The organism is Streptococcus sp. NCTC 11567, assembly GCF_902141215.1.
Lineage (GTDB): Bacteria > Bacillota > Bacilli > Lactobacillales > Streptococcaceae > Streptococcus > Streptococcus dysgalactiae.
The window spans coordinates 403,540-428,983 of record NZ_LR595857.1 but is presented as its reverse complement, the minus strand read 5'-3'; the positions used below and the strand labels follow the sequence as shown (position 1 = coordinate 428,983).

Here is a 25,444-nt window from a genome sequence, read left to right as displayed (position 1 = left end):
GCATATTGTCCTTGATTTGACAAAAATGTTTCCTGATGACTAGCTTATTTCGTGCTATAATACTAGTGATAAAGGAGATTTAAAAATGATTAAAGAATTTTGTGCTGAGAACCTAACGCTACTTCCAACCCTTGATGCTGGTCAAGTTACCCGTGTGGAACTCTGTGATAACCTAGCTGTCGGAGGGACCACGCCATCTTACGGTGTCATCAAAGAAGCCTACCAACTTTTACACGATAAAAACATCAGTGTAGCAACCATGATTCGTCCCCGTGGTGGTGATTTTGTCTATAACGACCTCGAACTAAAGGCTATGGAAGAAGACATTCTCAAAGCCATTGAGGCTGGCTCTGATGCGCTTGTGTTAGGCCTGCTGACTTCGGAAAATCAACTCGATACGGATGCTATCGAGCAGTTACTACCTGCAACACAAGGACTTCCTTTGGTCTTTCATATGGCCTTTGACCGGATTCCGACTGACCACCAGCACCAAGCGCTTGATCAACTGATTGATTATGGCTTTGTGCGTGTACTAACTCATGGCTCACCTGAAGCTACTCCTATTACAGACAATGTGGAACAACTAAAAGACCTTGTTACGTATGCCAATAAACGCATTGAAATCATGATTGGAGGAGGCGTCACTGCTGAGAATTGCCAAAGCTTGAGTCAACTCACTGGAACAGCCATTGTTCACGGCACAAAAATCATCTAAACACCTAAAAGACCATCAATAAATCCAATTGATGGTCTTTTCTCTCTTAGTTTAAAAGATGTGGCACAGGGTGGTATTCTTCTGCGGTATAAGCTTTTCCAAAAGCGATAATCAAGGTAGCAATGCCTGGGAAAAACAAGCCAAATACTGCTAGCCCCTTTGATCCACCAAAAGCACGAACATAACAAAAGTGAACATAATAATAATAAATAGCAATCACCCAACCAATAAAGTAAAACCATTTATTATCTTCTCCAAAAGTGATTTTGTGTTTAACAAAACCTGCATAGAAAGGAATAAGGCTGTACCATCCTTTGTAACCCGCTCTTTTAAAGAGTCGCCAGTTCGCGATAAGGCATAGTAAGGCTGATAATAAAAATATAGCCAATATGATTCCGTATGTCCCTAAAATAAGAACTGCTGTTTGATCTTCTGTCATTAGTTTTTCTCCTATTATATGATGACTTATAAGTCATGAAATTGTTGGTAAAGCTCTTGGCGATTAACCTGATAAGCTTTAGCAACTATTTTGATAGCCTGGTTTGGTTTGGCACCTGCTTGGATTTCTTTTTGCACTAGAGAAACTAAGTCAACTTCAGCTGTCAACTCAACCTCACTGTCTACTTGGAATCCAGACACAATTAGCAGACATTCCCCTTTGAGTGGTGTTTCCTCAAGGTAGGATAAGATTTCTGAAATAGACCCCCGTTGGTATTCCTCAAATAACTTGGTTAATTCTCTGACAAGCACTACTTGACGGTCCCCGTAGCAAGTCAACATATTGGCCAGGGTATCCTTGACACGATATGGCGATTCATAAAAAATTTGTGTTTCTGGGTAAAGTGACTTACTCTCGAAAAAAGATTTTTGTTGCCCCGCTTTTCGAGGTAAAAACCCATAAAAAATATGAGGTTGAGGAGCAAGCCCACTAGCTATCAAGGCTGTAATCCCTGCTGATGCTCCCGGTAAAGCGACCACTGCGATATCGTTATCAATAGCGGCCTTGACCAAATCATGCCCAGGATCAGAAATAGATGGCATTCCTGCATCAGACACCTGAGCTAGTGACCGTCCTGATATTAATAAATCAATTAAATCAGGAATCTTCTCATAGGCATTGTGCTCATGAAAGCTGATTTGCTTGGTAGCAATGTCAAAGTATTTTAGCAAAAGACCTGTGTTTCTTGTGTCTTCTGCACAAATAAAATCAACCTCTTTTAACGTTGCCACTGCTCTAAAGGTCATGTCCTGCAGATTGCCAATTGGGGTTGGAACCAAATACAAGGTTCCGCTTGTTTTTTTGTCTTTAAAACTTTTTTGAACCTGCATGCCCTTACTTTCTATCTAATAATTCCCTACAAAACATACATTCTTCATCATTTTCACGACGCTGACCGTAGAAAAAATTACAGATATGAAACCCTTCTTCGTAAATACCTTCTAAATGGTCCTTTCCTTGTTTGGAAGGATTTTTAGCTACCGTTTCATGTTCCAACTGGCTCAAACGTTCTCGTAGTTTTGTATTTTCAAGGCGAAGAATAGTGTTTTCTTCTACTAGTGATTGCACTTGTTTTTTCATGGCTTCAATTTCAGCTAAAGTAACCATTAAATTTTGTGAAAACCCATCAAAAGCATCGAATAATTCTTTTTTATTCACTTACTTTAACCTCCTCTAAAGCATAAGTGACCAAGGTCAACTGGTCTTTCAACCGTACCTTAACGGTATCTGTAAAAATATCAATAGCCGCTACCGTCGCAGGACCATCACTTGTCTCTACTATGGTACCATAATCAGGGAATTTTTTCTTGCTTTCCTGATAAAAGCTTTCTTCATACTGGAGACAACAGAGTAAACGTCCACAATAGCCCGTTGACTTACCAGAATTCAAAGACAAACCTTGATTTTTCAACATCTTGATAGAGACAGCTGGAAATTCTCCTAAAAAACTCGAGCAGCATAGAGGACGTCCACAAGGTCCTAAGCCTCCATAAATCTTGGCTTCTTCTCGACTGTTAATCTGGTGCAGTTCGATTCTAGTCTTAAAATAAGCCACTAAATCTTTTAACAGTTGCCGAAAATCCACGCGCTCTTCTGCTGAAAAGGTAATTAGGACATAATGCCGATCTAAAGGAAAGACAATATCGATAAGTTTCATGTCTAGCCCATTTTTGGCAATCAAAGCCACTACTTCTGCCTTTGATGCTGCTGCAAACTTGGCATTATCCTCAAAAGCCTTTTTATCCATTGCCGTAGCAAGTCTTACAACGGTTGGCAATCCCTTTGGGAGACTACTCTCAGAAAAAGCCTTTTTCACTTGGCAGACCTTTGCCAGATGGCTTCCCTTATCATCTTTGACCACTAATAAAGTCCCTTTAGGAAACTCCTGATCTGTCTGAGCGTATTTGACAAGCTCCGTTTCCCCATAACGAATTCCAATTGCACTTATCATGACATCACCATATATTCTAATGTGTTTTGAAAATTGACATTGCTCTGCCACATGAGCCTAGCCTGATAGACAGCCTCCAATTGTTTAAAGGGCGTTTGTGATTGCTCTCTTGCCAAGAGTAGTGTCAAAAGGGTCAAAATTAACTCTTGCTCCTCTTTTTCGGTTGCCAACAGTACCAGGTGATTCAAGGCTAAATAAGCTTGCAGCTGATCTTTTAACCAGATTGAAACAAAACGTTCAGTCTGAGCCATCACTTCTAAAAAATGACTATTTTGTGCCAAATCTTCTAATTGGTCAACATTTTTAGCCAGTTTGGCCACTAAATCAGCTTGACTTCTTAATAAACCTCGCTCTTGGGCTAACTGGAAGAGATAGGCTTCATTTTTCGGAAATTGAAACACCTGTGTTCGACTTTTAATGGTCGGAAGCACTTTGTTATCATCATTGGTCAGCAAAAACATGTAAGCTTGCCCTTGAGGTTCCTCAATGTATTTTAGCAAGCTATTAGCGGCATTGACATGCATTTTTTCACAATCTTTGATAATAAAAACTTGTCGTTTTCCTTCATATCCTGTCTGTGAAAAGTTAGCCATCATTTCTTTGACCACATCCGTTTTAATCACTTGCCCTGTTGGTTCCAATACCGTCACATCAGCAAAATCTCCCTGTTCAATCAATTGACAAGATCGACAGTGCCCGCAGGGTGTCTGATCCTTTTTTTGTTCACAAAAGATGACCTTAGCTAAAAAAAGAGCCATCTCGGCATTGGCAAAATCACCAGAAAAAAGATAGGCATGGTTTAGACGGTCCTTCTTTAAAATATCCTGAAATGCTTGATAGACTTTAGGGGCCTTCTGTGCTAAATCCATTCCCACCCTCCTTTTCTAGGCTTCCATGAGAGCCAAAATATGTGCTAAAGCAACATCAACGACATCTTCTAAAGGTTTTGAGGCATCAATGGTTACAATGCGATTAGGTTGTTCTTGAGCCAAAGCCAAATACCCTTCGCGTACCCGCTGATGCATATCAACCGCTTCAAGGTCCAAACGATTCACTTCACGATTTTTATTGGCAGCAATACGAGCCAAACCAATTTCGGAAGGCACATCAAAATAAAGGGTCAAATTAGGTTCTAGACCATCTGTCGCAAATCTGTTGAGCCATTGAATGTCAGTCTTTGACAACCCTCGTCCCGCACCTTGATAAGCTACCGAACTATCAATGAAACGATCAATAAAAACCAACTGGCCTGCTTCAAGAGCTGGTAGCACCTTTTCCACCAAATGCTGCCGGCGAGCTGCAATGTAAAGTAAGAGTTCGGTTTTGGGATCCATCGTCGTGTGATTGACATCCAAAATAAGCTCCCGAATGTGCTCTGAAATGGCAACACCACCCGGTTCTCTTGTGGTCACAATCTCTTGGCTAAGGCGCTCTTTTAACAAAGGAACGACTTGTTCCAAAACAGTAGTTTTTCCTGCGCCATCTGGCCCTTCGACTGTGATAAGTTTTCCTGTAATCATTTGACTTCCTTCGTTCTATATTAGTTCTATTTTACCAAAAAATTGCTCAAAAAAACACTGCCAATTCTCTTGGCAGCGCTCAATTTTTAGGATAGATCAGGCTTAGCAAGTGTTTTAAGAACAGATTCCACGGTAATTCCTGCTGCTGCTAACCGTTCAGATAACCATTGTGAAGCTGTCGTTCCATCTAATTGCATCTCAATAACTGTTTTGCCATTGGAACGATTGGCAACAACGGTACGCCGGATGTTCAGGTTTTCTTGTGACAAGCAGTCCGCAATTTTAGCCAGAACGCCAACGGCATTATCCGCTAACAAAACCACACGAATGCCTTCCACTCCATATCCAGAGACCTCTAAAAAAGCTTTAAAGACATCACGATCTGTAATAATACCAACCACTTGATTGTTTTGGACAACAGGTAAGACACCTACTTTGTAGGTCATCATTTCATAAATGGCATCTTCCAAGCTAGCGTCTGGTTCTACGGTTACGACCTGACGAATCATGATGTCTCGGATTTTAGTCTTATTAAGCAAATAATTCATCTCATAGATAGATAAACTGGTTGCCTTTGACGGGCTTGCATCTGCCATAGTCCCCTCGGTCACAAGACCAACTAGCTGCCCCTTTTCGATAACAGGCAAGCGTCTCAATCCCTTGTCGCGCATCAGATCAGCTGCATGGGCAACACTTTCCTCGGGTGAAATGCTGATGACTTCCTTCGTCATATAATCTTTAACTGACATGACTTCTCCTTTTTCTTTGATTTCAAATGTCCTGAGTAAGTGGTTTAACCACCAAGATAAGCTTTTTTAACTGCTTCAGAAGTTAATAATTCCTGACCAGTCCCTGAAAGAACGAGTTGACCAGTTTCTAACACATAGGCACGATTCGCAATGGCTAAGGCCTTGTTAGCATTTTGCTCAATGAGTAGCACCGTTGTCCCTTGCCTTTGAATCGCCTGAATAATATCAAAGATTTCCTTGATAAATAAGGGGGCAAGACCCATAGATGGCTCATCTAGTAAAAGCAACTTGGGTTGACTCATTAAAGCTCGTCCCATCGCTAGCATTTGTTGCTCACCACCTGACAAGGTCGCCGCATCTTGATGCTTGCGTTCTTCTAGTCTTGGAAAACGATCAAAAATAAGGCGGAGGTTCTTCTGATTTTGCTCACGATTCCGACTAAGAAAAGCCCCCATTTCTAGATTTTCCATAACAGTCAAACCAGCAAAGACGTGACGGCCTTCAGGAACTTGTGAGAGCCCAGCAGCTACAATTTTGCGGGCTGGTTGCTTTAAGAGGTCTTGTCCTAAAAAGGAAATACTACCTGATTTTGGCTTAACCAAACCTGAAATGGTTCTTAAAATGGAGGTTTTTCCGGCTCCATTAGCCCCTATTAAGGTGACAACTTCTCCCTCGTGAACCTCAAAAGAAACATCTTTAACAGCCTCAATGGCTCCATAATTCACCGATAACTGTTTCACTGATAACATGGCCATCAGAGGTCACCTCCTAAATACGCTTCAATAACACGTGGATTGTTTTTGATGTCTTGTGGACTACCGTGGGCAATCAAGCGACCATACTCTAACACATAAATTCGTTCGGTCACTTCCATAACCAGACTCATATCATGTTCGATCAAAATAATGGTTATACCAAAATCTGTTTTCAACTGGCGAATAAGAGCCGTCAATTCAGCCGTTTCTTGAGGATTCATGCCTGCAGCTGGCTCATCTAAAAAGAGGATTTTAGGTTTGGTTGCCAAAGCGCGCACAATTTCCAGACGACGTTGTTGCCCATAGGGTAAGTTTTTAGCCAAGGTTTCTGCCTCTCCCTCTAACTGAAATCTAGCCAATAAGGATAGCGCTTCTTCCTTTAAGGCTGCTTCTGTCTGATAAAATTTAGGCAAACGCAGGAGGCTGGACCAGAAATGGGATTTGCCCTGGTTGGCCAAACCAATCAAAACATTTTCCAAAACGGTCATGTTTTTAAACAAGCGGATATTTTGAAAGGTTCGTGATAGGCCTAGTGAGGCAATCTTATCAGGAGACTTGCCATTCAACAGTTGACCATTTAGGGCAATCGTTCCCTCGGTAGGTTCATACACCCCAGTCAAGAGATTAAAGAGGGTGGTTTTTCCAGCTCCATTAGGTCCAATCAGCCCTACTAATTCACCCATTTCCAAAGCCATGGTGACATCTCCAACAGCCGTTAGGCCACCAAAGTGTTTACTCAGCTGTTTAACTTCAAGTAATGCCATCTAGTTGCCTCCTTTTTCCTTTTTTGACAATAGAGTTGACAGGCGGAATTCTCTAGTGCCTAGTAGACCACCTGGTCTAAAAACCATTACTAAAATCAAGGCCAAGGAATAAATAATCATGCGCACATCAGAGAAATTTTGAAGATACATGTTCAATAGGCCTAACACAATAGCGGCGACAATGGTTCCCGTCATCGAACCGAGACCACCCAAGACCGCAATGATAAGGTAATCAATAGAACGCATAATGGTAAAATCTTTAGGAACAACCGTTCCAATATAACCAACATATAAGGACCCTGCCATACTAGCAGTCATAGCTGCTAAAGCAAAGGTGATAACCTTAATTTTCGTCGTATTAACCCCCATGGATTCGGCAGCAATCTCGTCTTCCCGCACCGCAATCACTTGTCGCCCCGTAGCGCTTCGAATAAAATTTAACATGACAATCGCGATAACGACCACAAAAGCATAAACAACTGGCCAAGAGGTATATTGTAAGACCCCTGTTAAACCAGCTGCGCCATTCGTCAGCTCACCACCATTGATAATAGCAATCCGAATAATTTCAGCAACACCCAAGGTTGCAATAGCCAGATAGTCTCCTTTTAAACGAAGTGTAGGAAAACCAACAATTACCGCTATCAAACCAGCTACCAAAACGCCTACCAGCATAGATAAGTAAAATCCCAGATAGGTTGGCATATATTTGGTCAAAATCGCTGTGGCATAGGCACCAACTGCCATAAAACCGGCCTGACCTAGAGGAAATTGCCCTGAAAAGCCTAGTACCAAATTGGTCCCCATAGCCATGATAATAGCAATGCCAATCCCCATCAAAATTTGAACATAGTAAGGACCTAAGATATCTGTGCCAATCAGTAGGGTCAATATGAGATAAACAAGAGCAAGGATAAAGATCCAAGCCAACAGTGCTTTGTGTTCTTTTTTCATGACCTACACCTTCTCCTTTACATTTTTTCCTAAAAGACCAGCTGGTCTGACCAATAAAATCATAATCAAAACAACATAAACCACCGCATCACGGTAACTAGATAGCCCAATAGCTGTCGAGAAGGTTTCAAGAAGACCAATAATAAACCCACCAAAGGCTGCCCCAGGAATAATCCCAATGCCTCCTAGAACAGCAGCTACAAAGGCTTTCAAACCCGGCGTCATTCCCATCAGAGGATTAATCGAATTGTAGTAAAGTCCAATTAACACTCCTGCTGCTCCCGCAAGCGCAGAGCCTAAGGCAAAGGTAAAACTAATGGTTGAGTTAACGTTAATCCCCATAAGCTGAGCGGCATCACTATCCACCAAAACGGCCCGCATGGCCTTCCCCATTTTGGTTTGTTTGACGATAAATTGCAGGGCTAACATCAAGGTCAAGGAGACCAGTAAAATGATCAATTGGACATTAGTGACACTGATAGGTCCCAAGTGATATTTCACAACTTTTAGAGCTTGCGGAAAAGCGCGTGCTTCTGCTCCGACAAAATAGACCATGCCGTATTCCAGTAAAAAAGACACTCCAATCGCTGTAATCAGCGCAGCGATTCTTGTCGATTGCCGTAAAGGGCGATAAGCCAAGAACTCAATCAAAACACCAAGACAAGCTGTGAAAACCATGGTCAATATCAAGGCTAAGAAAAAGTTCAACTGCAGAGCATTAATCAAGTAATAACCGATAAAGGCTCCCATCATGTAAAGGTCCCCATGGGCAAAATTGATTAACTTAATAATACCGTACACCATGGTATAACCTAAAGCCAGTAAAGCATAAACGCTTCCTAGAATAAGTCCATTAACAAGTTGTTGGAGCATAAGATACCAAACTTTCTAATAAGAGTCATCAAAAATAAGGTAAGAGAATAGCAACAGATAATAACCTGAAAGCTCTCAATCGTTGACAAAAAATTGTCTATAATGATTCTGCAACCACACTACTCTTCTCCTTAACCTAAAAGAAATTGAGGAAAGTAACTGTTCCTCAACTTCCTACCTACATGTGTTTAATCAGCAGTTACTGTTGTTGCTGACGATTCCTTCCCGTTAGTCAGTTCAACAACCGAAACAGGCTTGATAGGGTTGTGCTGTTTGTCGATGGTCATGGTGCCTGTTACCCCTTCAAAATCTTTTAATTTCGCTAGACGTTTAGCAAGGTCAACAGATGTCTTGCTATCTTTAGCAGCATCGGCCGCCATGTAAATAGAATCATAGGCTAGCGCAGCAAACATAGATGGGCTAGTACCGTATTTGGCTTGGTAGGCCTTGACAAACTGAACCGCCTTGTCTGAAGTAGAAGCAGAGAAGCCCGAAATGTAATAAACCTTATTAACGTTTGAAGCCCCTGCCAATTCAACTAACTTATCATCCGCAAACCCGTCAGGACCAAGGATTGGACTGGCAATTCCCATTTCACGCGCCTGCTTGATAATGGTCCCTGTTTCTTGGTAATACCCTGGCATGACGATGGCATCATATTCCTTATCTTTTAGCTTGGTCAAAGCTGATTGAAAATCGGTATCCCCTGATTGGAAAGTAGCTTCTGCTACAATGGTATCTGTGTATACTTTCTTGAAACGTTTCGCAATCCCTTTAGAATAGTCACTGGAATTGTCATAGAAGAGTACCACTTGTTTAGCTTTCAAATGATCACTAGCGTATTTGGCTAACACATCCCCCTGGTAACTATCCACAAAGGTTGTTCTAAAAACATAAGGATTGGTTTTACCGTCACTGGTAAGAGTTAAATTATCTGTTGTCCCAGATGGAGTAATCAAAGGTACTGCTGCTTTGCTAGCATTTGGTGAAGCAGCTGCCGTTGCTCCAGAAGTTGCCGGTCCGACCACGACATTGACTTTGCTCTCAGTTGCTAAATTAGTCGTTACCGTCGCAGCTTCAGAGTTATCTGACTTATTATCTTTAGTGATGACTTCTATCGTTTTACCATCAACTCCGCCAGCCTTATTAATCTCATCAACAGCTAATTTAGCACCTTTTTCTTCAGCGCTACCATAAGCAGAAACGTTTCCGGTTAACTCCAAATTCAATCCAATTTTAAGTGTCTTGCCAATCTCAGTTCCACTAGCAGCTTGAGAGCTAGCACCTGGTGCTGCACTACAAGCTGCGAGGCTTGTCGTTGATAATAATACTAAACCTGAAAATAATAATTTCTTTTTCATAACTACTCCTTATTTAATCCTTAAAAAATAATATGTAAACAAGAATACAGAATTATCAGAAAATTGTCAATACTTATTTTTGAAATATTTTGAAAAATGGCAAAATAACAAAAATTGAATCCAAAAAACGACGTTAATCTATAAAAAAGAGGTGCCACTCAGCCAGTATTTCTGGTGAGTGGCATCTCTTTTTTGGATGCTTGAATAAAACTAATCATACTGGTTGATCAGTCCGACAAAAGGCATCTCTAGGCTTGACTTGCTCCTTCGGTCAATGTCATAGTGTTTTCCTCCCGATGAAGGTTACCCACAAACTGACGATCAATATCATCAAAAGCTGATGGTTTTACTTCTTTGACAAATTTTAAACGACTGATTTCGTCTACTTTCGTTTCCAAATCATTTTTATTAATGTAAATGACTAAATAACGTGAGCGTTTGGAATGGTAATACAAGTCCCCAAACTTTAATAATTTTCTAGCATCGCGATTATAATAAAGGTAAATCACAAGCCCTATACGTTCTTGTTTTTGAAACATGATAAGCCCTTTTCTTTAATATTTTGGTATGGTCCTGATGGGTGTTTCGGCCGTTTTGGTGCCAAAGGAAGTCCTGTATCTACAAAAATACTGTCAGACACCGCACCAGCAATTTCTTCAGAAATGTTAGCCAAAATTTCTTGCAAATCCATTTGGGCCAAGCGCATGGAAACGACCAAAGGATGACAATCCAAGGTACGCTTTTGCAGTAACATTTCCCGACGCAACTGTCTTACTTCGGGTCTAAACTCCTGTAAGGCTTTACTTGCGTCATAACGTTTTTTGATATCTTGAAACCGGCTCATCTCAACTTGCAAGTTGCCATCTGCTTCAACAGCTGCTTTAGCCTCAGCATAAGCCTGATATTGAGGCACTTTTTTTAGACATGCCACAAGCTGATCAATAGCTTCTTCCATGGCAATGAATTCTTCACTTATGACTAACATAACTTGATTATACCATACTTTAATCAAAAGGTAAGGGGGAAGTGATAAGGAGCGAAAAATGTCAGCACAATAGCTTACAGATGTCGGTACATGGTTGACGAAAAGCGCAACAACCTTCCTAGCAAGTCATTATGCTCACAAATGAGCTCATAGAGTTGATCTTCACTGAGGATACCTGCTTTGAGTCCCTCAGTTTCTTGGGTTCTGAAGTGAAACCAGTCCTCGCTACCATAAAAGGCCCTCAAGGCCCTATAATCGTCATAAGCTGCCTCAACTTGAGCAAAACTGATAATTAATTCCTCTAATTTAGGAAAAAAAGCCTCATATTTTTCTTCAAGTTCTTGAAGTTTTTGAACATCATGTGGTGTCATCAATAATCTCCTTTTCACTATAAAATGGGTGAGATAAGTCCAAACAGGATGGGAAAGTCAGCACAATAAATTCATTTTATTATATGGCAATACCATCACTTTAGGATAACATAGTCAAGGCTACATCGTCACTCAAATCCTTAACGGTCTCATAATCATCATGAAATGATTTTTTCCTGTTTTCTCACGCTGATAGGATTACCGTTCACTAGCAAATAACTAAGGAACTCTTAACCATAGGAAGGGCTCATCAAAAACCCATCAGATAAGTAAAATTTTTTTCTCCTTAGCCTCACAACAGCTCACAGGACTCATTCCCCTTCCAAGAAAAGCAAAATGACCAGTCCTCTAGTCAGAAGAAACTGGTCATTTAAAGCGTTTGTTCAGGAAAACCTTTTATTTTAATTCGTTATTTTCCATGATTTCATCAATGAAACCGTAAGCCAAGGTTTCTTCAGCACTCATCCAATAATCACGTTCAGCATCTTTGTGAATTTGTTTAATGGTCTTTCCAGCATTTTGTGCTAAGATTTTTTCTAAACGGTGACGAGTTTTTAAGAGGTGCTCTGCAGCAATGGCCATATCTGTTTGTTGTGTACCACCACCTGTACCACCCATTGGTTGGTGAATCATGTATTCTGCATTTGGTAACATGAAGCGTTTGCCCTTAGTACCTGATGAAGCAATGACAGTCCCCATAGAAGCGGCCATCCCCATAACAATGGTTTGGACATCAGCTTTGATAAAGTTCATGGTGTCGACAATAGCCAAACCCGCTGAAACAGAACCACCAGGTGTGTTGACATACAAATAAATGTCTTTCGTATTGTCCTGAGCATCAAGGAATAAAAGCTGCGCAATGACAGAGTTTGCCATGTTGTCCTCAACAGGGCCTGTCAACATGATAATACGGTCTTTTAATAAGCGTGAGTAAATATCATAAGAACGTTCACCACGACTAGTTTGTTCAATAACAACAGGAATCATAAAAAATCTCCAATCTACAAAGGTTCCAAAGTAGTCCCTAACCTAGAGGGAGTCCTACTATAAATGCCCTCTTTTATAATGATTGACCCTATTATAATCTTTTGGTCAAGAAAGGTCAAATGATAAACTTACTTTTAAAAAAGAGGGGGACCCTCTCTGATTTCTAGGAAATCAAATCAGGTTTCCACCCCATATCCTTAGTTTAGTGAGCTTCTAGTTGACTATTTAGTCCCGAAAAGACGATCGCCAGCATCTCCCAAACCTGGAACAATGTAACCATGTTCATTGAGACGCTCATCAAGGGCAGCAGTGAAAATATCAACATCTGGATGAGCCTCTTGAAGTTTTTTAACCCCTTCTGGGGCTGCTACCAAGCAGACAAACTTGATGTTGGTTGCTCCACGTTTTTTCAACGAATCAACTGCTAAGATAGCCGAACCTCCTGTTGCCAACATTGGGTCAACAAGGAAAATTTGACGTTGGTCAATGTCTTCTGGTAATTTCACCAAGTACTCAACAGGTTCTAAGGTCTCTTCATCGCGGTACATACCGATATGCCCAACTTTTGCTGCTGGTACAAGGCTCAAGAAACCATCAACCATTCCAATACCGGCACGGAGAATAGGAACGATAGCAAGTTTTTTACCAGCTAGTTGTTTTTGCACAGTCTTAGAAACTGGTGTCTGAATTTCCACATCTTCCAATGGAAGGTCACGAGACACTTCGTATCCCATAAGCATGGCAATTTCATTAACCAATTCACGGAAATCCTTTGTCGATGTTGTTTGACGACGTAAGATTGAGAGTTTATGCTGAATGAGCGGATGCGAAATAACTTGACATTTTCCCATGTTGATATACTTCCTTCTATATTTTTTTACACTTTTACCATTATACCAAAAAACTGGTCACTTTGCTCGGGAAATACTGATTTTTATTGATTATCTTTCCTCCTTTTCTTTATACTCCTGATCTCCTTACCGATAAATGGCAAAAAAGAAACCACTCCACAATCAGTTCATCATGAAATCGTTTCTCTTGATAACTCTTTAGTGCCAACCTAATTTCTGACGAAGACGACTAGCCTTGCTACCGATTAACTTGTCAAGTTGATGTGTCAGCAAGGTGAGAGCCGTGTAAACTGCCATTCCCAAACCTCCAATAATCAAGAGGTAAAGAAGACTGGTTAGACGACCTGTTGGTTTAAAGGCATAGCCCAAAAGCCAATTAGCAATAAAAACAACCAAGCCCATGATTATCGTTTCAATCAGGGTCAATAAGAGACGTTTTTGTAACAGTTTACGATTAAATCGAGTAACCTGATGCAAGCGACGATACATGAGGTAAATAGGGACTAAAAGAGCAATGGTTGTTGCTAACAGTGGCCCGTAGGCATGCATAAGGTAAATTAACGGTACTTGTAAGACGAGCTTGATGAGAATCCCATAAGCAAAATAATAAATAGCTTTGCGATTTTCAAAAAGAGCCTGAAGCATGGGTGAAAAAAGGGTATAAAGAGCTAGTAGCAAGGTTTGGAATAAGACAGCCACAAAAAGATGAATGGCACGGTCTTCACTAGCTCCATAAAAAACAGAATAAAGTGGTCTAGCTAGAATAATGGCCCCTGTCAAAGCTGGCAATAAGAACATCATTAACATTTCAATATTATTGATAATCAGGCGTGCCGCTGCTCTCATGTCTTTTTTGACATAATTTTCTGTCAACAAAGCAATACCAACCCCTCCGATAGAAGCTGCTACAGCGATTAAAACCATGGTAATTTTAGCAGGATTAGCGTTAAAATAACCAAATAAAACCAATAATTGAGAGCGGCTATAATCTGTAAACAGACTCATGGTATTCACAAAGGACCACTGGTCAATCAACTGAAAGGCTTGAATAGCGCTTCCTGTCACGATAAAGGGGATGGATTCTTTTAAGGTTTCAAGCAACAAGCCCTTGATATCAATAGAAACGGTATGATCTGGCTTACTAAAAATAGCTGCTAGAAGTCCCTGTTTCCAAAGATAGTAACCCAGAACACCCATACTAGCCACCATCCCGATAAAGGCTGCAAAAGTTGACTGAGTCACTGCTGAAGCGTAATCACCAGAACCTAATTTCATGATAAGGAAGGTGGTCAGAAGCATCCAAATGACTCGAATCAATTGCTCAGCAATCTGACTAATGGCATAGGGCTTAATGTTATTGTGCCCTTGAAAAATGCCTCGAATGACACTCATGACTGGAAAGACAAGGACAGCCAAGGAAAGACTATGCATAATTGGAATAAGCTTAGCATCCCCACCAGATAAACTGGTAAATAAGGGAGAACCTAGATACATAATTGCCGAAAACACAACACCCAAACCAAGCATGAGTTTTAACGTGCTCCGAATCAATTGGTAGCTATGCTCCGTCTGCCCCATAGAATTGTATTTGGCGACTTGCTTAGCAATCGCAACATTAAGTCCTGTGGTTGAAATCAATAAAAAATAAGCATAAACATTATACCCCATATTGAAAAGAGCATTGGCTTGAATCGCGTATTGCCCCATCCAAATGTACCAGGGAATAATGTATAACACTCCTAAAAGTCGGCTAATAAAATTACCAGCTGTGGACCAGGCTGCTCCCTGAACCATCAATTCTTCTTGTGTCAGTTGTTTTTTTTCTGTCGACATATCTATTCTTTCCTAGTTTCTATTAGCTTTATTATAAACTTTTGCTTGTGACTTGTAAAACAGGAACTTTAAAGATAAAATAAGGGTATGATAAGCATTGAACACGTATTAAACATTTTAAAAAAAGACCATAATTTTCGTGAGGTTCTTGATGCCGACGGATACCACTACCATTATCAAGGCTTAAGTTTTGAGCGCTTGAGTTACGATAGCCGTCAAGTAGATGGCAAGACCCTTTTTTTTGCTAAGGGAGCTACATTCAAGGCTGAATACCTTAAAGAAGCAATCGCTAAGGGACTTCCTCTTTATGTCTCAGAAGTAGATTATAAGCTTGATATTCCCGTTGTTTTGGTCACTGATATTAAAAAGGCCATGAGTTTAATCGCTATGGCTTTCTATGATAATCCTCAGGATCAGCTCAAACTCTTAGGGTTTACTGGAACAAAAGGCAAAACAACAGCTGCTTATTTTGCCTACCATATTTTGAAAGAATCTTATAAACCTGCCTTGTTGTCTACGATGAACACTACCTTGGACGGTCAAACTTTCTTCAAATCACAATTGACAACTCCTGAAAGTCTAGACCTTTTTGCTATGATGGCCGAGTGTGTTAAAAATGGCATGACCCACTTGATTATGGAAGTATCCAGTCAGGCTTATCTTGTTGGCCGCGTCTATGGGCTTACATTTGATGTCGGAGTATTCCTCAACATCAGTCCTGACCACATTGGTCCTATTGAGCACCCAACGTTTGAAGACTATTTTTACCACAAACGTCTTTTAATGGAGAATAGCAGAGCTGTTGTGATCAATAGCGGTATGGATCATTTCCCATTTCTAGCTAATCAGGTAGCTAATCAAGAACACGCTTTCTATGGTGCCTTATCTGACAACCAGATCACCACTAGCCAAGCCTTTTCATTTGAGGCCAATGGACAATTGGCTGGGCACTATGATATCCAATTAATCGGGCACTTCAATCAAGAAAATGCTATGGCTGCTGGGTTGGCTTGTCTTCGCTTAGGGGCTAGCTTAGCTGATATTCAAAAGGGTATCGCTAAGACTCGTGTGCCAGGCCGCATGGAAGTTCTTACCATGACTAATCATGCCAAAGTTTTCGTCGATTACGCCCATAATGGTGACAGCTTAGAAAAATTACTCAGCGTCGTGGAGGAACATCAAACTGGTAACCTGGTATTAATCTTAGGAGCCCCAGGAAATAAAGGAGAAAGCCGACGAGCAGATTTTGGAGCAGTGATTAACCAGCATCCTAATCTCACCGTTATTCTCACTGCTGATGATCCTAATTTCGAAGATCCAGAATATATTTCGCAGGAAATTGCTAGCCATATCACACGACCAATTGACATTGTTAGTGACCGTGAGCAAGCCATTCAAAAAGCCATGTCTCTTTGCCAAGGGCCAGAAGATGCTGTCATTATTGCTGGTAAAGGGGCGGATGCCTACCAGATTGTCAAAGGGGAAAAAGCACCCTATGCAGGTGATTTGGCTGTTGCCCAACGTTATCTTTAATAAGCCCAAATGGACTTAACAAGAATGATTATTACTACTCTTTTTAACCATTCTAATGAGGAAAACTTTTTTAGTAAAATCAAATCTCACATAAGGAAAAGGCTTTTTTAGGCCTTTTTTCTATGCTATAATGATGGAGATTTTGAGAAAACATTATTTTTCTCAGATGATTCCAAAAGAGTCGGTAAGATGAGTTCTCTTGACATCTTAATCGATCATTTTTATGATGTTTAGAAAGGAGGTAACCTATGACACAAATCAGTGCTGAAGCAATTGCCATTGCTTATGATAAGATGACTATTATAGACGATTTGTCCCTTCGCATTCCTCAAGGAGAAATAACAACTATTATTGGTGCCAATGGTTCTGGTAAATCAACTTTGCTAAAAGGATTAACCAGACTATTGCCACTCAACAAAGGGGCCGTTTATTTAGATGGACAAAGTATTGCGAAGCTTGCGACCAAAGAAGTGGCTAAAAAGATTGCTCTACTTCCTCAAGTCCAAGAGACAACTGATGGCACAACGGTTTACGAACTGGTCTCCTACGGTCGATTTCCTCACCAATCCTACCTCGGAAAACTCAGCCAAACTGATAAAGATACCATTCATTGGGCCATGGAGGCTACTAAGATAACAGCCTATGCTAACCAACCTGTCGATACCCTATCTGGTGGACAACGACAACGAGTCTGGATTGCTATGGCATTGGCTCAAGATACTGATACCATTTTTTTAGATGAGCCAACAACCTATCTAGACATGAACCATCAACTAGAAATCTTAGACTTACTCAAAAGCTTGAATCAAACATCAGGTAAGACGATGGTGATGGTCCTTCACGACCTTAATCTTTCAGCACGTTACTCTAATCATCTGATTGCTATGAAAGAGGGTCAAATCAAATACGTTGGCTCTGTCAGAGAAGTGATGACGCCAGCCGTTATCCAAGATCTTTTCCACATCAAGGCACAACTTATTGATGATCCTATCCACAACTGTCCAATATTGCTGACCTATCAGCTCCAATAAATTTATTCTAGGAGAATAGAATACATGAAAAAATTAGCCCTACTATTAACACTTTGTTTGACAACCATTACCTTAGTTGCCTGTGGTAATCAAACAAACAGTAAGCCAAATCCCAGTTCAAATAACCTATCAAGTATGCCAAAAATTGCTGGCATGACCTACTATGGAGATATTCCTAGCCAACCAAAGCGAGTGGTCAGTCTGGCTTCCACATACACTGGTTACCTCAAAAAATTAGATTTAAACTTAGTTGGTGTCACTTCTTACGACAAGAAAAACCCTGTCCTTGCTAAGACGATTAAAAAAGCTAAACAAGTGGCTGCGACTGATTTAGAAGCTATCACTGCATTAGAACCTGATGTTATTGTGGTGGGCTCTACAGAAGAAAATATCAAACAATTGGCAGAAATCGCTCCCGTTATTTCGATTGAATACCGTAAACGGGATTATCTCCAAGTCTTCTCGGACTTTGGACGTGTCTTTAACAAAGAAAAAGAAACAGCCAAATGGCTAAAAGACTGGGAAACAAAAACAGCAGCTTATGAAAAAGAAGTCAAGGCCGTTACAGGTGACAAAGCGACATTTACCATTATGGGACTTTACGAAAAAGAGATTTACCTCTTCGGTAAAGACTGGGGACGCGGTGGGGAGATTATCCACCAAGCTTTCCACTATGATGCTCCTGAAAAAGTCAAACAGGATGTTTTTAAACAAGGCTACCTGTCTCTATCCCAAGAAGTCCTTCCCGACTACATTGGAGATTATGTAGTGGTTGCTGCTGAAGACGACAAGACTGGCTCCGCCTTATATGAAAGCGATCTTTGGAAATCTCTTCCAGCCGTTCAGAAAAATCACGTCATTAAAGTCAATGCTAATGTCTTTTATTTTACAGACCCACTGTCTTTGGAATACCAATTGAAGACCTTGCGAAAGGCAATTCTCTCAAGTGAAAGCAATGCATAAATCACCTGATTACATCTATTTACCTACTCAAAAAACTAAAAGAGTCACTAAGTCACAGACTTTTTGGCTTCTTTTTGCTCTTATCAGCCTAAGCTTAGTCCTTGCCATCTATTGCAATCTTCGCTTCGGAGCCATTCATCTATCTCATCAGGATATCAGCCATATTTTTCTCGGAAAGCAAGGAGGCCATAAGGCCAATGTCCTTCTTGATATTCGTATCCCTCGACTAATGGCTGCTGCTTTAGTTGGGGCTGCCCTCGCTGTTTCTGGTGCAATTATGCAGGGCATTACGCGCAACCCTATTGCTGAGCCTGGCCTCTTGGGTATTAATTCTGGCGCTGGATTAGCCTTGGTTTTGGCGTACGCTTTTGTGCCTCATCTGCACTACTCTCTCATTATTCTGCTGTCGTTGTTGGGTTCTTGCCTTACAGCTGCTTTAGTATTTGGACTTTCTTACCAAACTAGAAAAGGCTATCATCAGCTTCGCCTTGTTCTGGCAGGAGCTATGGTTTCCATACTGCTATCAGCACTAGGTCAAGGTGTCACCAATTACTATCATCTGGCTAATGCCATTATCGGTTGGCAAGCAGGAGGATTAGTCGGCGTTAACTGGCAGATGGTGGCCTACATAGCACCTCTTGTCGTGGCCGGCCTTGTCCTTGCACAGCTCTTATCTTATCACCTCACTATTCTTAGTTTGAGCGACTATCAGGCAAAGGCTCTCGGCCAAAGGACCACGTTGATGAGTGTTATCTTTATGCTCTTGGTTCTTCTATTATCCTCGGCAGCTGTGGCTATCGCTGGAAGTATTTCCTTTGTTGGTTTGATGGTCCCTCATCTCATCAAGGTCTTTGCTGCCAAAAATTATCGCCAGATTATCCCACTATCTGCCTTATTAGGAGCTAGTTTCATGCTATGGGTTGATTTTGCATGCCGAAATCTCAATCCTCCTTATGAAACAACCCTATCTGCCCTCGTTAGTCTGGTTGGTTTTCCATGTTTCTTATGGTTGCTTAGAAAAGGAGGTACTCATTGAAATCGTTTAAACAAGTAGCCCCTTTTTACTTGGGATTGTTTCTTCTTCTTTTAGGACTTATCTTGATGTCCTTGTCTATAGGAGAGTCCAACATGTCTCTCCTTAGTGTAATCAAGGTTTTACTAGGAGAATCCAACAGTGCCATGACCTTAATCATCACTAAGATTCGTCTACCAAGAATTTTAGCAGCTTGTGTTGGAGGGGGCTCACTTGCTCTATCAGGACTTTTGCTACAAAGCTTGACACGAAATCCTCTAGCTGATTCTGGTATTTTAGGAATTAATACGGGAGCAGGGGTAACACTTGCTATCTTTGTCTCTTTTTCTTCTCTTAATCAGACTATCCTTAGTCAGTTCCTCCCTTTATTTGCCATGCTTGGCGCTAGCCTAACGATTTTCAGTGTCTACCAGCTCTCACTAACCAAGCAAGGAAAAATCAACCCTACCCGCTTGATGATTACGGGTGTCGGGGTCACCACTATGTTGTCCAGTTTAATGGTCGCCCTTGTTGGCAATGTCAACCGCTACAAAGTTGATTTGGTGATTAACTGGTTGAGTGGTCAAATTACGGGCGACGATTGGCCAACCCTGACACTCATTGCTCCACTGCTCATTTTGCTTTGGCTAGTGGGTTTTTATCAAGCACACCACCTTAACATCATGACCTTATCCGACGATACCGCTATTGGACTTGGTCTAGCCTTAAATGCTCAACGATTAGTAACATTGGCATTAGCTACTGCTCTTGCCGCCTTGAGCGTGCTTTTGGTTGGTAATATTAGTTTTATCGGCCTAATGGCAGGCCATACCAGCAAACGTCTTGTTGGAAACGACCACCGCTTAACCATACCTACTAGCTTATTCATCGGTATGCTAATCCTTCTGATTGCAGATACAATAGGACGAGTATATCTCGTTGGTAGTAATATCCAAACAGGCATCATAGTATCGCTAATTGGAGCACCATACTTCCTTTACTTAATGGCAAAAACAAAATAAAGATAATCAAAACGCTAAGAACAAAGCATATTCTTAGCGTTTTTCTATGGTGCTGTAAAGGTTAAACTTTCTTTATCCAAGGTCATTAGCAGCTGGTATTTTGTAGGCTCCACCTGTACCAAATACCCAAGCCTGACTAAGGCTTCCACAAAAATATCCGGCCGTTTTTGCATCACAAGTTCTTTACGCGTGAATTTAAGTAAAAAGGTGGTCATGTATTTAAGGGCGTATTCCTGATTCACATCTCCCAAGAGTTTGTACAAATCCATCTGCTCAGCTGATGGTTTTTCACCTCTTTTGAGACGATAAAAATAATTAGCTAGAGTCAACTGATTTCTCGTGATGTTGGTCTTTTCCTTGATGATCACTTGATTGGTCTGGTTAGCTAACTGAGTCTCAAAGGTGACCGCTAAAAAATCCTCATACTTAACTGAACAGGTGTCCACAAAAAGCATGGTGTCTAAGACTAGTTGCTGATCAGAAGTCACTATGGGAAGATTGATGCCGTAACGCTTATTTTCACGGCGAATATAGCCAGCTTGAACGTAACTTTCAATAGCCTTGTCGATACCTGTGATATTAGGAAAGGCTTTTTTGATATCTCGTAAAATAACGTGATCATGCTGGTCGAGATAATTGATAAGGTCTTGAAAAAAAGATTGTCTGGTGAGCTTATCTGAATGAAATACTGTTATCATACCTTCTATTATAGCATAGAAGAGTGAAAAAAGGGCTTGGTCAAAAAACCAAGCCCTTTTAAAGCGTCTTTTCATTAAGCTCCAAAACTTTCTGTCAATTGTGGAACCACTTGTTTCTTACGAGAAACGGCACCTGCTAAGAAGGCATGATTGTTTTCAAGAGTGAAGTTAAAGGCTGCTTCCACCTTATCCATATTAGCACCAATAGCTAAGATTTCAGAGTTTGAGTTAACAATATCAGTTACCATTAAGACAAAATCTGAATAACCTTCTGCAGCCATAGCATCTTTAATCGCAGCTTCAATAGCTTCTTGACGTTCTAAAACTTCTGAAATGTCAACAGTGTTCACTTGTGCCACGCGTACAGCATTCCCATTTAATTCAAAGGTTTTAGCATCAATATCAATCAATTCTGCTTCTGATTTGCTTGCAAGGTTTGTACCAGCTTTTAGAAGAGACATGCCGTAAGTTTCCAAGTTGACTTCTGCTAGCTCTGCCAATTCTTCAGCGACACGATGGTCAGACACATGAGTTGTTGGAGATTTCAATAACAAGGTATCTGAAATCAAACCAGACAAGAGCATTCCAGCAATCGCTTTAGGGACATCAATACCATTTTCTTTAAACATACGGTAAACGATAGATGAGGCAGAACCGACAGGTTCCACTCGCATATACAATGGATTAGCAGTCTCAAAGTTTGCCACACGGTGATGATCTACCACACCATAGACCTCAACCTCACGGATATCTGCAATAGATTGTTGAAACTCATTGTGGTCTGTCAAAATCACTTGTTCAGCCCCTTCTGCTTTAGCAGATTCAACCACACGCGGTGCTTCAACACCAAAATAATCAAGGGCAAAAGCTGTTTCTTCGTTAGGAGTTCCCAAAGCTACCACTTCAGTATCCAAGCCGAAGGCTTTTTGTGACAAATAATCAAAGCCATATGACGATGCGATAGCATCCGTATCAGGATTTTGGTGACCAAAAACTAAAATTTTTGACATAATAATTCTACCTCATTCTCTTTATTCATCTTATTTTAGCAAAATTGCCCCCTAAAATCAAAGGGGGATTGCCGAGCACTCACCTTGTAAACACAAAAAGCTGGGATATTTCCCAACTTCAAGAAAAGCTTATGACTGATGAATCCGATTCATGTATTCTGTATAAGACTCGGTTTGCATCAAGTTTTTGGCATTTTGAACCCTTTCCTTGGTCGGTGGTTTAACCCCTTCCAGCTGGTAAGGAATGCCTAGTTCACGCCATTTGAATTCTCCCATAGTATGGTAAGGCAAAACTTCAAATTTATCGACATTTTTCAAGGTCTTTACAAACTCACCCAGTCGTACCAAATGGTCGTCAATATCGGTCAATCCCGGCACTAAAACATGTCGAATCCAGACAGGAATCTGCTTGTCGGATAAATACCTAGCAAATTCTAAAATATTTTGATTAGGCTGGCGCGTCACGATCTTATGTTGTTCTTCATCAATTTCTTTCAGGTCTAATAGGATTAAATCTGTCACTGCCAGTAATTTGTCCAGAACCTCATGGTATTCAGGTGTAGGTCTATAAGCAAAACCACAGGTATCCAGTGTGGTATGGATGCCTAGTTTTTTCGCCTCAGTGAACAAGGCAGTGATAAAGTCAATTTGGAGCATAGCTTCACCACCTGAAACTGTAATACCACCTTTTTTCCCCCAAAAATGTTTATACTGAAGGGCTTCTTTTAAAACGTCATTAACCGTTCTAAGTTTTGAATTATTGGTTTCCATCTCCCAAGTGTCCGGATTATGGCAATACTGGCAACGCATTTTACAGCCTTGCAAGAAAATGATAAAACGGATTCCTGGGCCATCCACAGAACCAAAGCTTTCTGTCGAATGCACCATTCCTGTTACTTGTCCATAATCTATCTCAGTCATTGCATCTCCTTCATTTCTTGTAAACGTTTTTACATTTTCATTATAACACTTTTCATAAAAAAGACTAGGCATGAAGCCTAGTCTTCCTCAATAATCTGTTCTATATTAGACAGGACTAATTTTAATTTCGTGATACGCCCATCTTTGACCTTGTCATTGATAAGGACCAAGTGTTTGTCTTGGCTATCTATTTCGTAGGCTTCTTTTTGTTCCTGGCTTGGAATGGTTCCGGTACCAGTCAAATAAAAACCAGCGATGGTATCCACATCATCTGACTCCAATTCCGTATCAAAATACTCATTGAATTCATTTAGCGTCATGGTACCAACGACAATATAGGTGTTTTCCCCAATTTCATGCACAAATTGCTCAGCCTTGTCGGTTTCATCATCAATTTCACCAACAATTTCTTCAAGCAGGTCTTCTAAGGTCACTAAACCAGCCACACCGCCATATTCATCCAGCAAGATGGCCATTTGATTTTGGGTATTGCGCAGCTGACGTAAAAGGTCATCCACAAAAATCGTCTCAGGAACAAACAGAGGTTCCTGTAAAATCTTTCGCATGTTAATGTTTTCAAAGCCCTGACGGAAACCTGATTCTAACAAGCGCTTGGTGTGAATCAAGCCAATAATCTTGTCCTTGTCCACATCATAGACAGGAATACGCGAAAAACTTTGTTTTAAAATTTCTTGAATATTCTCAAGCGGGGCATCATTAATGTCAATCATGAAGGCATCTGTTCTTGGAACCATGACTTCACGCGCCATCATTTCATCTAACGAGAAAATCCCCTGTAACATTTCGATTTCCTCAGCATCTAGAGTCGCCTCACTGTTTGATAACATGTATTCAATTTCGTCACGCGTCATCTGCTCATCCGCATCATCGAAGGTCATTGGGGTGATACGACTCAACAAGTTCGTTGATGCTGACAAGAGCCAAACAAAGGGGCTTACCACCTTACCTAGTCCAATGATGATAGGAGCTGAGACAATTGCCAGCTTGTCTTTAAGGTTCATGGCAATCCGTTTTGGATACAATTCTCCCAAAACAATCGAAACGTAAGTTAAGAAAATCAAAGAGATGATTCCACCTGCTGTTTGGGCAGTCGCTGAACCTCCTAACCAACCTGAAATCACCTTTCCAAGGGAAGCTGATAAACTAGCCCCTGATAAGAGACTAATAAAGGTAATGCCAACCTGGATGGTTGACAAAAAGTGGTTAGGTTCTTCTAATACTCGTAATAAACGAGCGTATTTCTTATCACCATCAGCAGCTTTTTGCTCTACACGAGAGCGGTTCAAAGAGACTAATGCCATCTCGCTAGCTGAGAAGAAGGCATTCAACAAGGTTAAAATAAATAATACTAAAAATTGAATGACTAAAGGCTGACTCACAGGGTCTTCCATGTTAATATAACTCCTAGAAAATAATATAGTGACTTCATTATATCACATTTATGGGCAAAGCCTAGGGATTTCTTCTTTTCCACACAAATAATCCCCTGGTTTCCAAGCTGTTTTAAAACTAGAAATCTGCTAATTTCTCTAACATCACTAAAAAAGGTGGTGTATTGACTTGATTGAGAGGCTGGTAGAGCATGGCAGAAACCAAACGCTGATCCAACTGCCGCACAAAATCAAGCAAGGCGTCTTTTTCCATATCGCCACCCTCATGCCCATAATAAACCATGATAGCAACCCGACCACCAACTTCCAAAAGCTTTAGGATTTTTGATAAAGCTAATAGTGTGGTAGCTGGCAAGGTAATCACAGACTTATCCGCACTAGGTAAATAACCAAGATTGAAAATAGCTGCGCGCACCGGCTCTGTCACATACTGATCAACCGCTTCATGACCCGCTAAAATCAGCTCAGCATTTGATAATCCTAGCTGCGCTAACCGCTCACTTGTTTTTCTAATAGCTTGTTCTTGCACATCAAAAGCATAAACTTTTTTCGCTGATTGTGCCAAAAAGGCAGTATCATTCCCATTGCCCATCGTGGCATCCACAACCACACTAGACTTATCCATAACCTCTGCTAAAAAGTCATGCGAGAGGTGAATAGGGCGTTTTATCATT

General features: G+C 40.8%; 29 protein-coding genes. 6 read left to right on the top strand and 23 right to left on the bottom strand.

Annotation, left to right across the window (positions count from 1 at the left end; genetic code table 11):
- The first annotated feature begins 85 nt into the window (after positions 1-85).
- A complete protein-coding gene (locus tag FQT67_RS02335; protein WP_046176978.1) occupies positions 86-715 on the top strand; it encodes a copper homeostasis protein CutC in 630 nt (209 codons plus the stop codon).
- Between the two features lie 46 nt (positions 716-761).
- On the opposite strand, the gene FQT67_RS02330 is transcribed toward FQT67_RS02335, so the two are convergent.
- The 18 genes from FQT67_RS02330 to FQT67_RS02240 all read right to left on the bottom strand — a co-directional run bounded on the left by FQT67_RS02330 (position 762) and on the right by FQT67_RS02240 (position 15,168).
- A complete protein-coding gene (locus FQT67_RS02330; protein ID WP_003062448.1) occupies positions 762-1,154 on the bottom strand; it encodes a DUF5684 domain-containing protein in 393 nt (130 codons plus the stop codon).
- 26 nt (positions 1,155-1,180) lie between these two features.
- A complete protein-coding gene (gene rsmI, locus FQT67_RS02325) occupies positions 1,181-2,044 on the bottom strand; it encodes a 16S rRNA (cytidine(1402)-2'-O)-methyltransferase (RefSeq protein ID WP_046176979.1) in 864 nt (287 codons plus the stop codon).
- A gap of 4 nt (positions 2,045-2,048) precedes the next feature.
- The gene (gene yabA, locus FQT67_RS02320) at positions 2,049-2,372 is read right to left on the bottom strand and encodes a DNA replication initiation control protein YabA (RefSeq protein ID WP_003058686.1); all 324 of its coding nucleotides are present in this window, start codon (positions 2,370-2,372) and stop codon (positions 2,049-2,051) included.
- Complete coding sequence (gene ricT / locus FQT67_RS02315; RefSeq protein ID WP_046176980.1) at positions 2,365-3,165, bottom strand: regulatory iron-sulfur-containing complex subunit RicT; 801 nt, start codon at positions 3,163-3,165, stop codon at positions 2,365-2,367. Before ricT ends, yabA begins: the two co-directional genes overlap by 8 nt.
- Entirely contained in the window at positions 3,162-4,034 is an 873-nt protein-coding gene (locus FQT67_RS02310) for a DNA polymerase III subunit delta' (RefSeq protein WP_003058651.1), read from the bottom strand. The genes ricT and FQT67_RS02310 overlap by 4 nt, the downstream gene beginning before the upstream one ends.
- Before the next feature lie 15 nt (positions 4,035-4,049).
- Entirely contained in the window at positions 4,050-4,685 is a 636-nt protein-coding gene (gene tmk, locus FQT67_RS02305; RefSeq protein WP_003058667.1) for a dTMP kinase, read from the bottom strand.
- An 86-nt stretch (positions 4,686-4,771) separates the two neighbouring features.
- Positions 4,772-5,434, bottom strand: coding sequence for a CBS domain-containing protein (locus FQT67_RS02300; protein WP_003059946.1), 663 nt, complete (start codon positions 5,432-5,434; stop codon positions 4,772-4,774).
- 44 nt (positions 5,435-5,478) lie between these two features.
- Positions 5,479-6,183 carry an ABC transporter ATP-binding protein gene (locus FQT67_RS02295; protein WP_171841621.1) on the bottom strand — a complete coding sequence of 235 codons (705 nt, stop codon included), beginning with the start codon at positions 6,181-6,183 and terminating at the stop codon, positions 5,479-5,481.
- Positions 6,184-6,188: 5 nt separating this feature from the next.
- Positions 6,189-6,953, bottom strand: coding sequence for an ABC transporter ATP-binding protein (locus FQT67_RS02290; RefSeq protein ID WP_003058688.1), 765 nt, complete (start codon positions 6,951-6,953; stop codon positions 6,189-6,191).
- Positions 6,954-7,907, bottom strand: coding sequence for a branched-chain amino acid ABC transporter permease (locus FQT67_RS02285; protein WP_003062562.1), 954 nt, complete (start codon positions 7,905-7,907; stop codon positions 6,954-6,956).
- A 3-nt stretch (positions 7,908-7,910) separates the two neighbouring features.
- Entirely contained in the window at positions 7,911-8,780 is an 870-nt protein-coding gene (locus FQT67_RS02280; RefSeq protein WP_046176981.1) for a branched-chain amino acid ABC transporter permease, read from the bottom strand.
- A gap of 188 nt (positions 8,781-8,968) precedes the next feature.
- On the bottom strand, positions 8,969-10,141 hold the full coding sequence (locus FQT67_RS02275; protein WP_003058679.1) for an ABC transporter substrate-binding protein: 1,173 nt from the start codon (positions 10,139-10,141) through the stop codon (positions 8,969-8,971).
- Between the two features lie 248 nt (positions 10,142-10,389).
- Positions 10,390-10,680, bottom strand: coding sequence for a YlbG family protein (locus tag FQT67_RS02270; RefSeq protein ID WP_003060978.1), 291 nt, complete (start codon positions 10,678-10,680; stop codon positions 10,390-10,392).
- The gene (locus FQT67_RS02265) at positions 10,656-11,126 is read right to left on the bottom strand and encodes a YlbF family regulator (protein ID WP_046176982.1); all 471 of its coding nucleotides are present in this window, start codon (positions 11,124-11,126) and stop codon (positions 10,656-10,658) included. Before FQT67_RS02265 ends, FQT67_RS02270 begins: the two co-directional genes overlap by 25 nt.
- A gap of 74 nt (positions 11,127-11,200) precedes the next feature.
- Positions 11,201-11,497, bottom strand: a complete 297-nt coding sequence (locus FQT67_RS02260; RefSeq protein ID WP_003058282.1) for a DUF4298 domain-containing protein — start codon at positions 11,495-11,497, stop codon at positions 11,201-11,203.
- A gap of 396 nt (positions 11,498-11,893) precedes the next feature.
- Positions 11,894-12,484: an ATP-dependent Clp protease proteolytic subunit gene (locus FQT67_RS02255; RefSeq protein WP_002985850.1), complete on the bottom strand. Its 591-nt coding sequence runs from the start codon at positions 12,482-12,484 to the stop codon at positions 11,894-11,896.
- Between the two features lie 221 nt (positions 12,485-12,705).
- Positions 12,706-13,335, bottom strand: coding sequence for a uracil phosphoribosyltransferase (gene upp, locus FQT67_RS02250; RefSeq protein WP_003058279.1), 630 nt, complete (start codon positions 13,333-13,335; stop codon positions 12,706-12,708).
- Between the two features lie 198 nt (positions 13,336-13,533).
- Entirely contained in the window at positions 13,534-15,168 is a 1,635-nt protein-coding gene (locus FQT67_RS02240) for a polysaccharide biosynthesis protein (RefSeq protein WP_015016717.1), read from the bottom strand.
- A gap of 87 nt (positions 15,169-15,255) precedes the next feature.
- Between FQT67_RS02240 and FQT67_RS02235 the strand changes: the two genes are divergently transcribed.
- From FQT67_RS02235 to FQT67_RS02215, 5 genes are all read left to right on the top strand, one after another.
- Positions 15,256-16,701 (top strand): UDP-N-acetylmuramoyl-L-alanyl-D-glutamate--L-lysine ligase, encoded by a 1,446-nt coding sequence (locus tag FQT67_RS02235; RefSeq protein ID WP_003054161.1) that lies wholly within the window; start codon positions 15,256-15,258, stop codon positions 16,699-16,701.
- A 248-nt stretch (positions 16,702-16,949) separates the two neighbouring features.
- Complete coding sequence (locus FQT67_RS02230) at positions 16,950-17,732, top strand: ABC transporter ATP-binding protein (RefSeq protein WP_003054155.1); 783 nt, start codon at positions 16,950-16,952, stop codon at positions 17,730-17,732.
- A 24-nt stretch (positions 17,733-17,756) separates the two neighbouring features.
- On the top strand, positions 17,757-18,695 hold the full coding sequence (locus FQT67_RS02225) for an iron-hydroxamate ABC transporter substrate-binding protein (protein ID WP_003061185.1): 939 nt from the start codon (positions 17,757-17,759) through the stop codon (positions 18,693-18,695).
- Entirely contained in the window at positions 18,688-19,731 is a 1,044-nt protein-coding gene (locus FQT67_RS02220; protein WP_015057352.1) for an iron ABC transporter permease, read from the top strand. Before FQT67_RS02225 ends, FQT67_RS02220 begins: the two co-directional genes overlap by 8 nt.
- Complete coding sequence (locus FQT67_RS02215) at positions 19,728-20,729, top strand: iron ABC transporter permease (protein ID WP_003054170.1); 1,002 nt, start codon at positions 19,728-19,730, stop codon at positions 20,727-20,729. Before FQT67_RS02220 ends, FQT67_RS02215 begins: the two co-directional genes overlap by 4 nt.
- 44 nt (positions 20,730-20,773) lie before the next feature.
- On the opposite strand, the gene FQT67_RS02210 is transcribed toward FQT67_RS02215, so the two are convergent.
- From FQT67_RS02210 to FQT67_RS02190, 5 genes are all read right to left on the bottom strand, one after another.
- The gene (locus FQT67_RS02210; RefSeq protein ID WP_003054159.1) at positions 20,774-21,427 is read right to left on the bottom strand and encodes a DUF1803 domain-containing protein; all 654 of its coding nucleotides are present in this window, start codon (positions 21,425-21,427) and stop codon (positions 20,774-20,776) included.
- A gap of 74 nt (positions 21,428-21,501) precedes the next feature.
- The gene (locus FQT67_RS02205) at positions 21,502-22,437 is read right to left on the bottom strand and encodes a manganese-dependent inorganic pyrophosphatase (protein ID WP_003060977.1); all 936 of its coding nucleotides are present in this window, start codon (positions 22,435-22,437) and stop codon (positions 21,502-21,504) included.
- A 129-nt stretch (positions 22,438-22,566) separates the two neighbouring features.
- The gene (pflA, locus tag FQT67_RS02200; protein ID WP_003054166.1) at positions 22,567-23,358 is read right to left on the bottom strand and encodes a pyruvate formate-lyase-activating protein; all 792 of its coding nucleotides are present in this window, start codon (positions 23,356-23,358) and stop codon (positions 22,567-22,569) included.
- A gap of 77 nt (positions 23,359-23,435) precedes the next feature.
- The gene (locus FQT67_RS02195; protein WP_046176983.1) at positions 23,436-24,770 is read right to left on the bottom strand and encodes a hemolysin family protein; all 1,335 of its coding nucleotides are present in this window, start codon (positions 24,768-24,770) and stop codon (positions 23,436-23,438) included.
- A 118-nt stretch (positions 24,771-24,888) separates the two neighbouring features.
- Positions 24,889-25,443 carry a class I SAM-dependent methyltransferase gene (locus tag FQT67_RS02190; RefSeq protein WP_003059026.1) on the bottom strand — a complete coding sequence of 185 codons (555 nt, stop codon included), beginning with the start codon at positions 25,441-25,443 and terminating at the stop codon, positions 24,889-24,891.
- Position 25,444 lies beyond the last annotated feature (1 nt).

Coding starts and splice junctions, on each gene's coding strand:
- FQT67_RS02335 (WP_046176978.1), top strand. CDS start 86: ATGATTAAAGAATTTTGTGCTGAGAACCTAACGCTACTTCCAACCCTT.
- FQT67_RS02330 (WP_003062448.1), bottom strand. CDS start 1,154: ATGACAGAAGATCAAACAGCAGTTCTTATTTTAGGGACATACGGAATC.
- rsmI (WP_046176979.1), bottom strand. CDS start 2,044: ATGCAGGTTCAAAAAAGTTTTAAAGACAAAAAAACAAGCGGAACCTTG.
- ricT (WP_046176980.1), bottom strand. CDS start 3,165: ATGATAAGTGCAATTGGAATTCGTTATGGGGAAACGGAGCTTGTCAAA.
- FQT67_RS02310 (WP_003058651.1), bottom strand. CDS start 4,034: ATGGATTTAGCACAGAAGGCCCCTAAAGTCTATCAAGCATTTCAGGAT.
- tmk (WP_003058667.1), bottom strand. CDS start 4,685: ATGATTACAGGAAAACTTATCACAGTCGAAGGGCCAGATGGCGCAGGA.
- FQT67_RS02300 (WP_003059946.1), bottom strand. CDS start 5,434: ATGTCAGTTAAAGATTATATGACGAAGGAAGTCATCAGCATTTCACCC.
- FQT67_RS02295 (WP_171841621.1), bottom strand. CDS start 6,183: ATGTTATCAGTGAAACAGTTATCGGTGAATTATGGAGCCATTGAGGCT.
- FQT67_RS02290 (WP_003058688.1), bottom strand. CDS start 6,953: ATGGCATTACTTGAAGTTAAACAGCTGAGTAAACACTTTGGTGGCCTA.
- FQT67_RS02285 (WP_003062562.1), bottom strand. CDS start 7,907: ATGAAAAAAGAACACAAAGCACTGTTGGCTTGGATCTTTATCCTTGCT.
- FQT67_RS02280 (WP_046176981.1), bottom strand. CDS start 8,780: ATGCTCCAACAACTTGTTAATGGACTTATTCTAGGAAGCGTTTATGCT.
- FQT67_RS02275 (WP_003058679.1), bottom strand. CDS start 10,141: ATGAAAAAGAAATTATTATTTTCAGGTTTAGTATTATTATCAACGACA.
- FQT67_RS02270 (WP_003060978.1), bottom strand. CDS start 10,680: ATGTTTCAAAAACAAGAACGTATAGGGCTTGTGATTTACCTTTATTAT.
- FQT67_RS02265 (WP_046176982.1), bottom strand. CDS start 11,126: ATGTTAGTCATAAGTGAAGAATTCATTGCCATGGAAGAAGCTATTGAT.
- FQT67_RS02260 (WP_003058282.1), bottom strand. CDS start 11,497: ATGACACCACATGATGTTCAAAAACTTCAAGAACTTGAAGAAAAATAT.
- FQT67_RS02255 (WP_002985850.1), bottom strand. CDS start 12,484: ATGATTCCTGTTGTTATTGAACAAACTAGTCGTGGTGAACGTTCTTAT.
- upp (WP_003058279.1), bottom strand. CDS start 13,335: ATGGGAAAATGTCAAGTTATTTCGCATCCGCTCATTCAGCATAAACTC.
- FQT67_RS02240 (WP_015016717.1), bottom strand. CDS start 15,168: ATGTCGACAGAAAAAAAACAACTGACACAAGAAGAATTGATGGTTCAG.
- FQT67_RS02235 (WP_003054161.1), top strand. CDS start 15,256: ATGATAAGCATTGAACACGTATTAAACATTTTAAAAAAAGACCATAAT.
- FQT67_RS02230 (WP_003054155.1), top strand. CDS start 16,950: ATGACACAAATCAGTGCTGAAGCAATTGCCATTGCTTATGATAAGATG.
- FQT67_RS02225 (WP_003061185.1), top strand. CDS start 17,757: ATGAAAAAATTAGCCCTACTATTAACACTTTGTTTGACAACCATTACC.
- FQT67_RS02220 (WP_015057352.1), top strand. CDS start 18,688: ATGCATAAATCACCTGATTACATCTATTTACCTACTCAAAAAACTAAA.
- FQT67_RS02210 (WP_003054159.1), bottom strand. CDS start 21,427: ATGATAACAGTATTTCATTCAGATAAGCTCACCAGACAATCTTTTTTT.
- FQT67_RS02205 (WP_003060977.1), bottom strand. CDS start 22,437: ATGTCAAAAATTTTAGTTTTTGGTCACCAAAATCCTGATACGGATGCT.
- pflA (WP_003054166.1), bottom strand. CDS start 23,358: ATGACTGAGATAGATTATGGACAAGTAACAGGAATGGTGCATTCGACA.
- FQT67_RS02195 (WP_046176983.1), bottom strand. CDS start 24,770: ATGGAAGACCCTGTGAGTCAGCCTTTAGTCATTCAATTTTTAGTATTA.
- FQT67_RS02190 (WP_003059026.1), bottom strand. CDS start 25,443: ATGATAAAACGCCCTATTCACCTCTCGCATGACTTTTTAGCAGAGGTT.